The organism is Rodentibacter sp. Ppn85, from assembly GCF_001999335.1.
Lineage (GTDB): Bacteria > Pseudomonadota > Gammaproteobacteria > Enterobacterales > Pasteurellaceae > Rodentibacter.
Genome location: NZ_MLHS01000023.1, coordinates 1 through 14,001, shown reverse-complemented (window position 1 = coordinate 14,001; position 14,001 = coordinate 1). Strand labels below are relative to the sequence as shown.

The window sequence follows — 14,001 nt, the reverse complement described above, 5'->3', positions numbered from 1 at the left end:
AATGATCTTAATTATATGAATAAATTTCGGTAACTTTTTGACAAATCACCTCACTAGCCGAACATGCTTCCAATGCTCAATAAAACAAAAAAGTGCGGTTAAAATCCATTAAGATTTTTAACCGCACTTTTTTATATTCAAAAATTAGGCTGATTTTTTGTGATTTTCGTAAGCTGCTTTCACAAAACCTGCGAATAACGGGTGGCCATCACGCGGCGTGGAAGTAAATTCCGGATGGAATTGACACGCGACAAACCAAGGATGATTCGGCACTTCAATGATTTCCACTAATTTTTTGTCTGCGGATAAACCCGTCACTTTTAATCCGGCTTTTTCAATTTGCGGAAGTAATACGTTATTCACTTCATAACGATGACGATGACGTTCTTCAATCGTTTCGGCCCCATATAATTCACGAGCACGGCTGCCCTCTACCAAATGGCATTGTTGCGCCCCTAAACGCATTGTACCGCCAAGATCTGATTTGTCGGAACGTACTTCCGTATTGCCCTCGGCATCTTGCCATTCGGTGATTAATGCCACCACAGGCTGTTCACAATCACGATCGAATTCTGAAGAATTTGCTTTGGTTAGCCCCGCCACATTACGTGCGTATTCAATCAGTGCAATTTGCATCCCTAAACAAATACCAAGGTAAGGCACATTGTGCTCACGTGCATATTGCGCCGTGCGAATTTTCCCTTCTACACCACGGTAGCCAAAGCCGCCCGGAACCAAAATCCCATCAATACCTTTCAGTATTTCTACGCCTTTGGTTTCCACATCTTGCGAATCAATATATTTAATGTTCACCGATAAACGATTAGTCAAGCCCGCGTGTTTTAAGGCCTCATTCACAGATTTATAGGCATCCGGCAATTCCGTATATTTACCCACCATACCAATTGTTACTTCACCTACCGGATTAGCTTGTTTATAAAGTACTTGTTCCCATTCGGAAAGATCCGCTTCCGGGCAATTTAAACGAAAACGATCACAGACAAAACCATCCAAACCTTGCGATTTCAGTAACGCTGGAATTTGATAGATCGAATTCACATCTTTTAACGAAATCACCGCGCGCTCCGGTACATTACAAAATAACGCAATTTTCGCCCGTTCATTTGGTGGAATCATACGATCGGAGCGACAAATTAACACATCAGGCTGAATTCCAATAGACAGCAATTCTTTCACCGAATGTTGGGTTGGCTTGGTTTTTACCTCACCGGCTGTCGGGATATAAGGCACAAGGGTTAAATGCATAAATAAAGTATGCTCACGACCGACTTGTACTGCAAGCTGACGTAACGCCTCTAAGAAGGGTAAAGATTCAATATCACCAACAGTTCCGCCGACTTCCACAATCACTACATCATACCCTTGCGCCCCCGCAATCACCCGATCTTTAATTTCATTAGTAATGTGCGGGATAACTTGAATAGTCGCACCGAGATAATCGCCACGGCGTTCTTTACGTAAAACTTCCGAATAAATTTTACCGGTAGTGAAATTATTACGTTTCGTCATTTTGGTACGGATGAAACGCTCATAATGACCCAAGTCCAAATCGGTTTCCGCTCCGTCTTGTGTGACAAACACTTCACCGTGCTGAGTAGGACTCATCGTACCCGGATCCACATTAATATAGGGATCAAGTTTCATAATCGTAACGTTTAAACCACGCGCTTCTAAAATTGCCGCTAATGATGCCGCTGCAATACCTTTACCGAGCGATGAAACCACACCGCCTGTGACGAAAATATAATTTGTAGCCATAGGAAACCTAATTCTTTGTTGGGATAAAAATGATTATAGCTAATCATCTTGCTAGACATTTCACAAAAGTGCGGTCGGAAATTGAAGAAGATTAGCTATCAAAGACGGGACGATAGTTTACCTGATTTATTGATCTAACTCAACGGGAATACGGGAATTAAACACAAGGATTGCCTATTAAATTTGTAAAAAAATGACCGCACTTAAAAGTGCGGTCAAATTTACTATTATCTAAGAATTTTCCAAGCTCTAAATCCATAGATAGCAATCGCCGTAAAGCAGACAAGAGGTAGGATAAAGGAGAAGTTCACCGCCGGTAGCCCCATTACTTCATCTTGATCAATGATCATACCTTGTAGTGGCGGCATTAATGCTCCTCCCACGATTGCCATCACCAAACCTGCTGCACCTAAGGTAGATTCTTCTTTTAAACCATAGAGTGCGATACCGTAGATGGTTGGAAACATGAGCGACATAAAGCCGGAAGTTAAAATTAAACAGTACAAGCCCCACACACCGTCAATGAAAATAACACCGAGAATACTGAAAAAGCCGCCGATTGCAAAGAGCATTAACATAAATTCCGCTTTCAAATATTTCATTAAACTGGTGCTAATAAAGCGGCTACAGATGAAAATACCCATGGCAACAATATTGAAATTTTGCCCCTCCGCTTTAGTGAAACCTAAGCGTTCTGCATATTGCACGATGAAAGTCCAGCACATGATTTGCACGCCGACATAGAAAACTTGAGCAATCACGCCTTCACGATATTTGGCTTTTTTCACTAAACGGCTGACTGCTTCTTTAAATGAAATGTGGCTACCGTTTTCTTCCACTTTTACTGCCGGCATTTTGTAAAGACCGATAATAATTAACACAGCGACAACCACAAAACCTAATGCGATATAAGGATCACGAATTTCTGCCAAATCATGTGTGCGAATGCCTATTTTTTCCGTTTCGGATAGCGTGTGGAAAATAAGGTTACCCGCTGCATCACGCTTATCCGATTCAAGATTGGTTAAAACCATTTGGGAAGCAATAAACATACCAGTGATAGAACCTAGCGGATTAAAAGATTGTGCAAAGTTCAAACGGCGGGTTGCAGTTTGCGGATCACCCATAGCAAGAATATAAGGGTTGGCGGTAGTTTCTAAGAAGGCTAACCCAAAGGTTAAAATATATAAGGAGATAAGGAAGAAATTAAATATTTCAAACTTTGCAGCAGGCCAGAATAAGAATGCACCAACGGCATAGAGAATGAGCCCTAACATAATCCCTGCTTTATAACTGTACTTGCTGGCAAAAATAGCTGCGGGAATCGCCATCGTACCGTAACCACCATAAAACGCAAACTGCACCAAAGCGGCTTCGGAGGCCGGAATTTCCATCACAGTTTGAAATACGGCCACCATTGGGTTGGTAATATCATTCGCAAATCCCCATAATGCAAATAAGCTAGTAATTAAAATAAATGGTACAACAAATTTCTTTTCTAATACTTTGGCACTCATAGTGTATTCCTTATATTAATTAGTAGAAAGAAGCAAGAATTGCTATTCTTCAATGCGTAATCCATACGTATGAAATTTTCCTAATACCGCCTGCATTTGATCACGACTCAAAAGCGGAATATCCAAACCGGTTGCAAGCAATTTCAAATACCAAGAAGCCAATACTTCTACTTCTTGTGCCAGCCACAACGCCTTATCAAGATTTTCACCACAAGTAATTAAGCCATGATGAGCCAGCAAAATTGCCTTACTTTCTTTGATTCCCTCCGACACGTAGGAAGCAAGTTCATGCGTACCAAATGTTGCGTAAGGCACGCAAGGAATATGATCGGTTCCCCCTACCGCGACCATATAATGAATAGCCGGAATTGGTTTTTGGAGGATGGATAAACCGGCGCAATGAAGAGAATGATTATGTACGACCGCATTGGCTTCGGCACGGACTTGATAGACGGCTAAATGAAATTGCCATTCGCTGGAAGGCAACTTTCCGTCTTCGTGTTTACCGTTACCATCGACATAAACAATATTTTCCGGTGTCATTAAATGGTACGGCATACCTGTGGGGGTAATCAGCATACCTTCTTTGTAACGTACACTTACATTTCCTGCGGTACCTTGGTTTAAACCTAATTTGGTCATTTCAAGGCAGGTTTCGATAATTTTTTGTGAAAGTTCTTTTCTATTCATTTTTGAAGTACCTCTAACTTGTTATAAAACGGGCGTAACCCCTTTTTTGACAATAATGTTGCCGTATTTGGCTGTTTCTCCCGTAATGACGACGGCATAGGCTTGTTTTGCCCGATCATAGAAAGCAAAACGATCAATTCGGGTTAAATTAGGCACAATTCTGACCGCACTTCGAATCGCATTGAGATAGCGTTTTTCAACTTCGGGATCGAGAGTATCGCCTTGCACTGCTTGCATCATAGCCAATGGCGCATCAACATAAGTGTCAAATTCAAATAATGGCGAGATGCCTTCTAACAGCGTTGCGATAGAAATGCCGTCTGCACGAATCACGTTTTGATGTAACGAATGCGCTGGAAAATGCGCATCTGCAAGTACGAGTTCATCACCATGCCCCATTTCGGCAAGAATTTTGAGTAATTCAGGGGAAATTGCCGAATGAATACCTTTTAACATTAAATTGCTCCTATTCCTTTGCAAAATTAAACCGAGGATAAATACGTTTGCGTTGTGGTTGCATAATTTTTTGCGCGGCTTCCGGGCTGTCGTAATACCCAATTCCCGCAAAGGTAAACATCGCAGCGCCCAATACCGTGCTTTCTGCAACATCGACCACATCAATCGGTAAACCTAAAACATCGGCACGGATCTGATTCCAAAGCGGATTTTTGGAACCACCCCCGACACAGATCAAACTTTCGGCTTTGAAATGACTGATTTGTTGTAGCACGTCCAATCCCTGTTTTAGCTGATTTGCCATGTAGTAGAGTGCAGCACGATAAATTTCACCACGAGAGGTAAACATGGAAAGTCCAGCAATATTACCCTTGCCTGGTTGGCTAAAAATGCCCTGAAAATCAACCACACTTTTGGCGCCGTTTTCATCTGCCGCACTGCCTTCTTGAATCATGCAGGCATAATATTGGTCGGTGCCGTACACATCAGCGAACAATAATTTACCCAACCATTCCATAATGCCCGAACCAACCCATTGTACCGCCGGGTTAAAGCAATTCGGTTGAACGTCAAATTCCGTCGTTAATCCTTGTGAAATAAAATCAAATTGCGGTTTTGCATATTGCGTACGAACCATTAAAATTTCCCAAGTACCGGAACTCAACACAGGTTGATTTAATTCTGCTCCGGAACCGAATACGGCAAACTGAGTATCATGTCCGCAGGCAATCACCGGAATGCAATTTAACCCCCAACGGGCAGCAAGTGCAGTAGTGAGCTCTCCCACTTTTTCACCGGCATGACGCATTGGTGGAAAATGATTTGAGGTTAACCCAAGCAACTGCAAAACGCCTTCGTCCCAATCACCACTAGCAAGATTCGTCATCATAGAGGTGCCCGCCATGCTGTGATCGGTTGTCCATTCACCGGTTAAACGCTGGGTTATCATGGAAGAAATGAACACAAACTTATCCATTTTTTGGAAAATCTCCGGTTCATGTTCTTTCAACCAAAGCAATTTAAATAAGGTATTAAAACTGTATTGCCCGATACCATTGCGTTGATAGAGCGCTTCAATGTCAAGCAACTGTGATAGGGTTTCCATCACTGGAATTGTGCGAGGGCATTTCCAAGAAATAATCGGATAAAGCTGTTGTCCATCATGATCAAATGGCGCACCATCCACACCAAATGTGGTAACGGAAATTCCAACAATATCGTTTAGATCAATATGTTGTTGTTTTAGTTGGTTAACGGTGTGATTCACACAATCGGATAACTTTTGCCAGATTTCTTCAAAATCCCAAATATGATAATCAACAAATTTGACATCTGGTTGGGTATTGTTCGCAATATGATGGGATGCCAAAATTTCGCCTTTATCAGTCATCGCAATAGTACGTAAATTGGTCGCACCGCAATCAAAAATCAGTACGATAGGCATAAGCCCTCCCTAAAATTTAGAAAAAATGCGGCTGAAAAATAAGTGAATTTTTGACCGCACTTCAATGTGGTTTTTGATGGAATAGCGGCACGTGTTGAAAAGCACGTGCCAATCATCACTTATTTATAAAGTGGCCCGAAGTTTTTACAGGCGCGATAATCCTGACTTTCTTTATCTTGACCAAAACCATTCCAAGCACTTGGACGAAATATATTGCGTTCATCAACGTTATGCATACAAACCGGAATACGTAACATTGAAGCAAGCGTGATAAGATCCGAACCAATGTGTCCATAAGTTGCTACACAGTGGTTAGCGCCCCAATTTGCCATGACAGAATACACATCGGCGAATGCGCCCTTGCCTGTTAAACGAGGAACAAACCACGTCGTCGGCCAAGTTTCATTGGTGCGTTTGTTGAGGATATCGTGGACTTGCTCTGGTAAATCGATTGACCAACCTTCGGCAATTTGCAATACCGGCCCTAATCCTTTGATAAGGTTAATACGATGCATGGTGAACGGCATACCGCCTTTAGTTAAAAATTGAGAAGATAAACCACCGCCACGGAAATATTCATGTACGGCCGGACACCAACGGGTATTCTCTAAACAACGTTTTCCGTCTTCTTCGGTCACTTCCCAAGCCGGTTTAATGGTTGGTTTGCCGTTTTCATCCCGGTGTTGACCTGTGCCGTCAAGTGCTGCGGAACCGGAGTTAATTAAATGAATAAAGCCGCTTTCCGGTTTCCAACCGGTCACACGTTCGACGGATTCCGGACTCCAATAAGTACGCACATCAGCAAAAACTTGAGCCTGACCGGTCAGTTGATGTCCAAACAGCATACATACCGCATTCAAACTGTCATTTTCAGTCGCAAGAATATATGGCGGACGAACCCCATTCCAATCATAAGTAGAATTCAACATCGCTTCCATAAAATCACCGTTTGGCAAATGATCGGTCCAATGACGTTGGCCTTGGAAACCGGCTGCAATCGCGTTATGACCTAATGATTCTTCCGCATAATTTAATTTCGCTAATTTTGGATTTCCCACCATCAAATCGCGAGTAATGATGGTCATTTTCACCACATTTTCCCAAAGTTCGGCACGTTCTTCCTGCGTACGTTGGTGTTCCTGACTGTTAACATCGATACCTTCCTTGCAATATTGTTTTACCCAAGAAATCGCTAAGTCCACTTCCTCTTGATCATAGATTTTACGATCCAAACGACGTTTGATTTCTGTCATATCCACATATTCATTACGCATACCGAGGTATTCTTGGAAAAATTGCTGGTTCACAATGGATCCTGCAATTCCCATAGAAACAGAACCGATAGACAAATAAGATTTACCACGAATGGTTGCGACGGTGAGACCTGCACGAGCAAAACGTAAGAGTTTTTCTTTCACATCCTCCGGAATCTCTGTGTCATCCGCTTCCTGAACTTCTGTGCCATAAATTGAAAATGCCGGTAAACCTAATTGAGAATGACCTGCAAGTGCAGCAGCAAGATAAACCGCACCCGGACGTTCAGTACCATTAAATCCCCAAATGGCTTTCGGCATATGCAGATCCATATCGATAGTTTCGGAACCGTAGCACCAGCAAGGTGTTACAGTAATGGTTAATCCCACATTTTCACGTTTGAACTTATCTGCACAAGTCGCAGCTTCAGCAACGCCACCGATACAAGTATCGGCAATCACACATTTAACAAAAGAACCATCTGTATGGCGGATGTGGGTTTGCAACAACTCTGCAACGGATTGCGCCATACGCATGGTTTGCTCTTCTAACGATTCACGTACGCCCATACGACGACCGTCAATGGTTGGACGAATACCAATTTTAATGCGATTAGTTTGAGTGGAAGCTGTCATAATAGTGTCTCTCCTATCATTTTTAACATTCATATTGACTCGGATAAGCGGTTTATTTGCTTAACTTGAAATTATTTTTGAATAAAAAAATGAAAGAAAATAGAAGAAAAGTGAAGTTAATTTCAAATTTGTGAAAGGGATCACAATAATCGGGTATTTTTTCAGGGAAATAACGCCCGATTATTGCTTATTTTTTGAATAATCGGTAAATTCGGTCATTATTTATTATAAAACGGTCAAAACATCGTTTTTTTCACAATATGCTTGGAGTGTTTCCGATAAATCGGAATCAGTAAAAATAGTATTAATTTCGCTCAATTCGGTTAATTGTATCAGGCTCTTTTTCTCAAATTTAGAATGATCCGCTAAAAGATAAGTATGCTCTGATGCTTCCATCATTTTACGCTTTGAAGAAGCATTTAACTCATTGGACTCCCAAATGTTTCCTTGATTATCAATACCGGAACAAGAAAAAATAGAAAAGTTAATATGGAGACGTTGTAATAAATACTCTGACAATGGTCCGTAAAACGCTTCATATTTTGATGAATAGACCCCACCGGTAACAATGGTTTTGATATTGGGTTTATTAACCAATGCGTTGATATTAAGCATAGAATTCGTCACAACAGTACAAGGAATATCCGGCATTAAATGCGCAAAATACCAACTGGTAGAACTTGCATCCAATCCAACCACAGCATTTTCGTAAAGTAATTCAAGCGCATTTTTTGCAATATATCGTTTTGCTGCCGCATTAATATATCGCCGAGTCTGAAAAAAAGCCCCAAGATCAGTCGTTTTATTACTTATCGCTCCTCCATGAGTACGATAAAGCAATCCTTGCTTTTCAAGCCGATTAAGATCACGTCGGATGGTTTCAACAGATATTTCACACTTTTCAGCCAGTTCAATCACACTGGCTTTGCCTTGCTGGTTAATCCATTGCAGAATCATGTCATCTCTATTACGCATATTCACTCCAAATCGCTCAAAAATTGTCTCATTATAGAATTTTTTAGAAAAAATAAACAACTTATCATCTTTTCCTTTCTACGCTAAAATATTTGGACTTTTGATCACAAGAGAGAATTTATGACAAACAAAACATTAAGTGCGGTCATTTTGGCGGCAGGAAAAGGTACGCGTATGTACTCGGATTTACCAAAGGTATTGCATACAGTGGCAGGCAAGCCGATGGTGAAGCACGTGATTGATACGGCAAATTCCTTGGGGGCTGAAAACGTACATTTAATTTACGGACATGGCGGTGAATTAATGCGTGAACGCCTTGTCAATGAAAACGTCAATTGGGTATTGCAAACCGAACAACTTGGCACAGCACATGCGGTGCAACAGGCTGCACCGTTTTTTAAAGACGATGAAAATATTGTGGTGCTTTACGGCGATGCCCCTCTTATTACCAAAGAAACCCTCGAAAAACTGATCGCAGCAAAACCGGAAAACGGCATTGCCTTATTGACCGTACAGCTAGACAATCCGACCGGCTACGGGCGTATTATTCGTGAAAATGGTCGTGTAGTTGCCATTGTTGAAGAAAAAGATGCCAATGCTGAACAATTAAAAGTTCAGGAAGTCAATACCGGTGTAATAGTATCCGATGGGGCAAGCCTCAAAAAATGGCTTGCCCACGTGGGTAATAATAACGCACAAGGAGAATATTATTTAACGGATTTAATTGCCCTCGCAAACCAAGACGGTTACCAAGTTGTTGCCGTGCAAGCGATGGATAGGATGGAAGTGGAAGGAGCAAATAATCGTTTACAGTTAGCTGCACTTGAACGTTACTATCAACATAAACAAGCTGAACGCTTATTGTTAGAAGGCGTAATGTTATTTGATCCGACCCGTTTCGATTTACGTGGTTCGCTAGAACACGGCAAAGATGTTGAAATTGATGTGAATGTGATTATTGAAGGCAAAGTGCGGTTAGGAAATCGGGTAAAAATTGGTGCCGGTTGTCTATTGAAAAATGTGGTGATCGGTGATGATGTGGAGGTGAAGCCTTATTCCGTACTAGAAGATGCCAGCATTGGCGAAAAAGCGGTAATCGGTCCTTTCTCCCGTTTACGTCCCGGCACAAAACTTGCCTCTGAAGCTCACATCGGTAACTTTGTAGAAATCAAAAAATCTGTCGTTGGCAAAGGTTCAAAAGTGAACCATTTAACCTATGTAGGAGATAGTGAAATCGGCTTAAATTGTAATATTGGCGCTGGTGTTATCACCTGTAATTACGATGGGGCGAATAAATTTAAAACCATTATCGGTGATAATGTCTTCGTGGGTTCCGATACACAATTAGTGGCGCCTGTGACGGTTGAAGACGGCGCAACAATTGGTGCAGGTTCAACCATCACGCGTAATGTAGCAAAAGATGAGTTAGTGATTACACGTGTGCCGCAACGCCATATTCAGGGGTGGCAACGCCCGATTAAGAAAAAATAAGATCTGATGTCATAATAAAAAAGCAGAGTCAAACTCTGCTTTTTTACTGCAAACTAAATCGAATCGGAACAGATATATTACTTGCTAATCCATTTGGTTTAGGTCCAACCGGTCTTGCACTTTTCACTGCTTTTAATGCAGCTTTATCCAGGCTTTCATCGCCTGAGGATTTCACGACATTTTCACCACTTAATGAACCGTCATTACCAACATTAAAGGAGATATGAACCACTCCTTGTTTACGCATCATTTTAGCTCGTGTCGGATATTGTTTTCGACGCTCTATTTCACGATAAAGCGCGGCTTTATAAGCAGCAATTTCATTTGCATTTGAACCGTTTCCTACTACATTAGCATTGGTATTTACCATGCCGGTTGTTGTTGCTTTTGAATTTATCGCCGATGCAGAGTTTACATTACGATCGCCTACCGACAAATGTTGTGGTAATTTCTGTGCTTTTTCAGATTGCTTTACCTGTTTTTTTGGTTTTTCTTTGGACCGCTTTATTTTTTCCTGTTTATTCTCAGGTTGTTTTTTCTTTTCAGGTTCCGGTTTTTTTGTCGGATCCGCCACTATCTCTTCCCTTGGTGGTTCAGGTTCGCTCTTTTGAGGTTCCGGCTCCGATTCAGGTTCTTCAATGCGCATCCCCTGTACCATTTCCATTGAAATCGTCGTCGCTAGCTCACCGGCATGATTATTTGCACTATCATTAGATTCATGCCAATTCCATAATAGCGCACCAACTATAACGCTATGAACAAGAAGAGAAATAAGCAAAGCTAGGAATAAACGTTTAGCTTGTTGCATAACTTTTCCTATTTTCCGGCCGGTGTCGCATTACCGTTTTTATCCTTCATTGATACCAGCGCCACATTTTTAATCTCATTTTTGGCAAGTAAATCAGTAATAGTGACAAAATCCTGAAAACTTGCTTCCGCATCAATTTTCAACGTCACTTTTTGCCCCTTATCCCATTGGCTAATTTCTGCCTCTAAGGCTTCTTGTGAAATGGGTTTATCATTAAAGTAGAACTCTCCTTTCGCAGTAACCGTCAGTAATTTTGCCAAATCATCGGATTTAAAAGCTACGGTTGTACTTGCTTTTGGCACATTGACTTGAATTTTCCCCTGCGAAATAAAGGAGGCGGTAATCAACACAATGGCCAATAGCACCAACATAATATCAATGAAAGGAATAATGTTGATTTCATCAAATTTTTTCACGAGTATTCCTTATCTTTCTGTGAATTTAACACTTTCCATTTTAAACGGTTTACCTCAATTTTACGGTTTAAACCGCTATAAAAAACCATGGCCGGAATAGCCACTAAAATCCCAAGTGCAGTCGCCTTTAGAGCCAAAGAAAGATGCAACATAATTTCACCAGCATCCACATCACCTCCACCCTGACCGATTTGATAGAAAGTTAATAAAATACCGATAACCGTACCTAATAACCCGACATAAGGTGCATTCGCACCGACAGTAGAAATCGTAGTCATATTACGATTCAGATCGATATCCAGTGCATGAATATTAGAATACTTGCCTACATTAATTCTGCTTAGAAAAATAAAGCGTTCAATAACCATCGCAAGCATAATCACGCTCATAACAAATAAAAGTCCGATAATAATGTAGTCACTGTATTGTTGTAAAAACTCGAAAAGTTGAGGCATTTTTTATCCTTAAAGCATAAAAACAATTGAGAATTAGTTTCAATTAGATATCAAATTCTAACAAAAGGAAATGAGGTCGTAAATATTAATTGGGGAAAAAATCCGACGAATGGAATACTCAAGATATAAGTGCGGTCGATTTTGGCTAAATTTTATTATCCATTTTTAATTCCGCTAAATCTTGATTGACGCTTTGTTGTTGGCGTTGTACCGCGTCGAACCAATGCTTTTTACTGTTTTCGTTGCGTTTTTTCCATGCTTTTAATTCCGCCTCAATCTGTTTATCCGCCAGTTTTTGGTTAAACGGCATACGGAAAATACTGCCCACGTTAAACAGGAAAATTAACGGATTTAGCCACGGCAATTTATAGCAACGTCCGACATATTTCAGACTTGCAGGATTGTCTTCACGCACAAAATCCCGAATGGCACGCAAAAGATAACGGTTGTGTTCAAGGCTTGGATTCGGGTAGCAACCGTACATTAAAAAAGGCAGTTTACCGTCTTTCTCGGGTATGCCGATTTGTAAAGAATAACGCCCTGTTAGACTAAAAGGATAAAGCCCGTAAAGATTATAGACAATGCCGCTTAACGGATCGCCCTCTTCCGGTATAAACGCCAACCAATATTCTTTGCCTAAGTGTTGTTGATAAATCACTTTTTTCTTACGATTAATCCGAATGCCACGAGGGCGTGGAGGAAAAAGAATGCAAAGGAGCAATAACGGCCAGATAACGTGAAAAATAGGGCGAACCAAGCGTAAGCTATCCCGTTCAAGATATGGTTTTCTATATTCTTCATAGGGAAGTATCTTTTCATTTGGATATTTACTTATAAACATAGGATTATTACGACGTTTTATATGTCCTTCATACAAGGGTTGAATAAATCTATCAGGTTCAAAAGCCCATTCAAAATCATATTTAATTGCTTTAATTTGATTATCAAAGGGTCTGACGCCATGTTGAAGATCAATAAAGGTAATGACACCTAAAATCGCTAAAAAGATCAGACGAATCATCCCTCTGGGAAAGGCATCTAAAATTAAATGGCGAATTTCCAATTCATCGGGATTCACCCGACGAATGGAATAGCCCAAGGTGTAAATGCGGTAAAAATGAAGCCATTTTTCGAGAAGTTTCATTTGATTCCTTTAATATTCAAATCCTAAAGTGCGGTCAATTTTCGCTAGATTTTATTATCCATTTTTAACTCCGCTAAATCTTGATTGACGCTCTGTTGTTGGCGTTGTACCGCGTCGAACCAATGCTTTTTACTGTTTTCGTTGCGTTTTTTCCATGCTTTTAATTCCGCCTCAATCTGTTTATCTGCCAGTTTTTGGTTAAACGGCATACGGAAAATACTGCCCACGTTAAACAGGAAAATTAACGGATTTAGCCACGGCAATTTATAGCAACGTCCGACATATTTCAGACTTGCAGGATTGTCTTCACGCACAAAATCCCGAATGGCACGCAAAAGATAACGGTTGTGTTCAAGGCTTGGATTCGGGTAGCAACCGTACATTAAAAAAGGCAGTTTTCCGTCTTTCTCGGGTATGCCGATTTGTAAGGAATAACGCCCCGTTAGACTAAAAGGATAAAGCCCGTAAAGATTATAGACAATGCCGCTTAACGGATCGCCCTCTTCCGGTATAAACGCCAACCAATATTCTTTGCCTAAGTGTTGTTGATAAATCACTTTTTTCTTACGATTAATCCGAATGCCACGAGGGCGTGGAGGAAAAAGAATGCAAAGGAGCAATAACGGCCAGATAACGTGAAGAACTGGGCGAGCCAAGCGTAAGCTATCCTCTTCAAGATATGGCTTTCTAAATTCATCATAGGGAATCACTTTATCATTTGGAAACATTTTTTTAAAACTATCTCTATTTCTTATTTCAATATGCCTCTGATATGCTAAGAGGAGACTTTTATCTGGTTCAAAAGCCCACTCAAGGTCATATTTAATTGCCTTAATATGATTATCAAAGGGTCTGACACCATGTTGAAGATCGATAAAAGCAATGACGCCTAAAATCGCTAAAAAAATCAGACGAATTATCCCTCTTGGAAAGGCAT

Annotated in this window: 13 protein-coding genes; 1 reads left to right on the top strand and 12 read right to left on the bottom strand. The window is 40.8% G+C overall.

What is annotated here, in order from left to right; all coding sequences use genetic code 11:
* Nucleotides 1-144: 144 nt before the first annotated feature.
* The 7 genes from pyrG to BKL51_RS04765 form a co-directional block, all read right to left on the bottom strand.
* The gene (gene pyrG, locus BKL51_RS04795) at nucleotides 145-1,779 is read right to left on the bottom strand and encodes a glutamine hydrolyzing CTP synthase (RefSeq protein WP_077465604.1); all 1,635 of its coding nucleotides are present in this window, start codon (nucleotides 1,777-1,779) and stop codon (nucleotides 145-147) included.
* 227 nt (nucleotides 1,780-2,006) lie between these two features.
* Entirely contained in the window at nucleotides 2,007-3,296 is a 1,290-nt protein-coding gene (fucP, locus tag BKL51_RS04790; RefSeq protein WP_077465603.1) for an L-fucose:H+ symporter permease, read from the bottom strand.
* A 42-nt stretch (nucleotides 3,297-3,338) separates the two neighbouring features.
* Nucleotides 3,339-3,986 (bottom strand): L-fuculose-phosphate aldolase, encoded by a 648-nt coding sequence (gene fucA, locus BKL51_RS04785; protein WP_077465602.1) that lies wholly within the window; start codon nucleotides 3,984-3,986, stop codon nucleotides 3,339-3,341.
* A gap of 21 nt (nucleotides 3,987-4,007) precedes the next feature.
* Nucleotides 4,008-4,442, bottom strand: a complete 435-nt coding sequence (fucU, locus tag BKL51_RS04780) for an L-fucose mutarotase (RefSeq protein ID WP_077465601.1) — start codon at nucleotides 4,440-4,442, stop codon at nucleotides 4,008-4,010.
* A 10-nt stretch (nucleotides 4,443-4,452) separates the two neighbouring features.
* On the bottom strand, nucleotides 4,453-5,886 hold the full coding sequence (fucK, locus tag BKL51_RS04775; RefSeq protein ID WP_077465600.1) for an L-fuculokinase: 1,434 nt from the start codon (nucleotides 5,884-5,886) through the stop codon (nucleotides 4,453-4,455).
* Nucleotides 5,887-6,005: 119 nt separating this feature from the next.
* Nucleotides 6,006-7,775, bottom strand: coding sequence for an L-fucose isomerase (gene fucI, locus BKL51_RS04770; protein WP_077465599.1), 1,770 nt, complete (start codon nucleotides 7,773-7,775; stop codon nucleotides 6,006-6,008).
* A gap of 225 nt (nucleotides 7,776-8,000) precedes the next feature.
* Nucleotides 8,001-8,750 (bottom strand): DeoR/GlpR family DNA-binding transcription regulator, encoded by a 750-nt coding sequence (locus BKL51_RS04765; protein ID WP_077465598.1) that lies wholly within the window; start codon nucleotides 8,748-8,750, stop codon nucleotides 8,001-8,003.
* Between the two features lie 120 nt (nucleotides 8,751-8,870).
* On the opposite strand from BKL51_RS04765, the gene glmU reads away from it, so the two are divergent.
* Entirely contained in the window at nucleotides 8,871-10,241 is a 1,371-nt protein-coding gene (gene glmU / locus BKL51_RS04760; RefSeq protein WP_077465597.1) for a bifunctional UDP-N-acetylglucosamine diphosphorylase/glucosamine-1-phosphate N-acetyltransferase GlmU, read from the top strand.
* A gap of 43 nt (nucleotides 10,242-10,284) precedes the next feature.
* On the opposite strand, the gene BKL51_RS04755 is transcribed toward glmU, so the two are convergent.
* The 5 genes from BKL51_RS04755 to BKL51_RS11860 form a co-directional block, all read right to left on the bottom strand.
* The gene (locus tag BKL51_RS04755; protein ID WP_077465596.1) at nucleotides 10,285-11,049 is read right to left on the bottom strand and encodes an energy transducer TonB; all 765 of its coding nucleotides are present in this window, start codon (nucleotides 11,047-11,049) and stop codon (nucleotides 10,285-10,287) included.
* An 8-nt stretch (nucleotides 11,050-11,057) separates the two neighbouring features.
* Nucleotides 11,058-11,465 (bottom strand): TonB system transport protein ExbD, encoded by a 408-nt coding sequence (gene exbD, locus BKL51_RS04750; RefSeq protein ID WP_077465595.1) that lies wholly within the window; start codon nucleotides 11,463-11,465, stop codon nucleotides 11,058-11,060.
* Nucleotides 11,462-11,920, bottom strand: coding sequence for a TonB-system energizer ExbB (gene exbB, locus BKL51_RS04745; RefSeq protein ID WP_077465594.1), 459 nt, complete (start codon nucleotides 11,918-11,920; stop codon nucleotides 11,462-11,464). The genes exbD and exbB overlap by 4 nt, the downstream gene beginning before the upstream one ends.
* 145 nt (nucleotides 11,921-12,065) lie before the next feature.
* On the bottom strand, nucleotides 12,066-13,064 hold the full coding sequence (locus BKL51_RS04740) for a hypothetical protein (protein ID WP_077465593.1): 999 nt from the start codon (nucleotides 13,062-13,064) through the stop codon (nucleotides 12,066-12,068).
* A 44-nt stretch (nucleotides 13,065-13,108) separates the two neighbouring features.
* Nucleotides 13,109-14,001, bottom strand: an 893-nt coding sequence (locus BKL51_RS11860) for a hypothetical protein (protein WP_077465592.1), incomplete at its 5' end; no start/stop codon positions are given.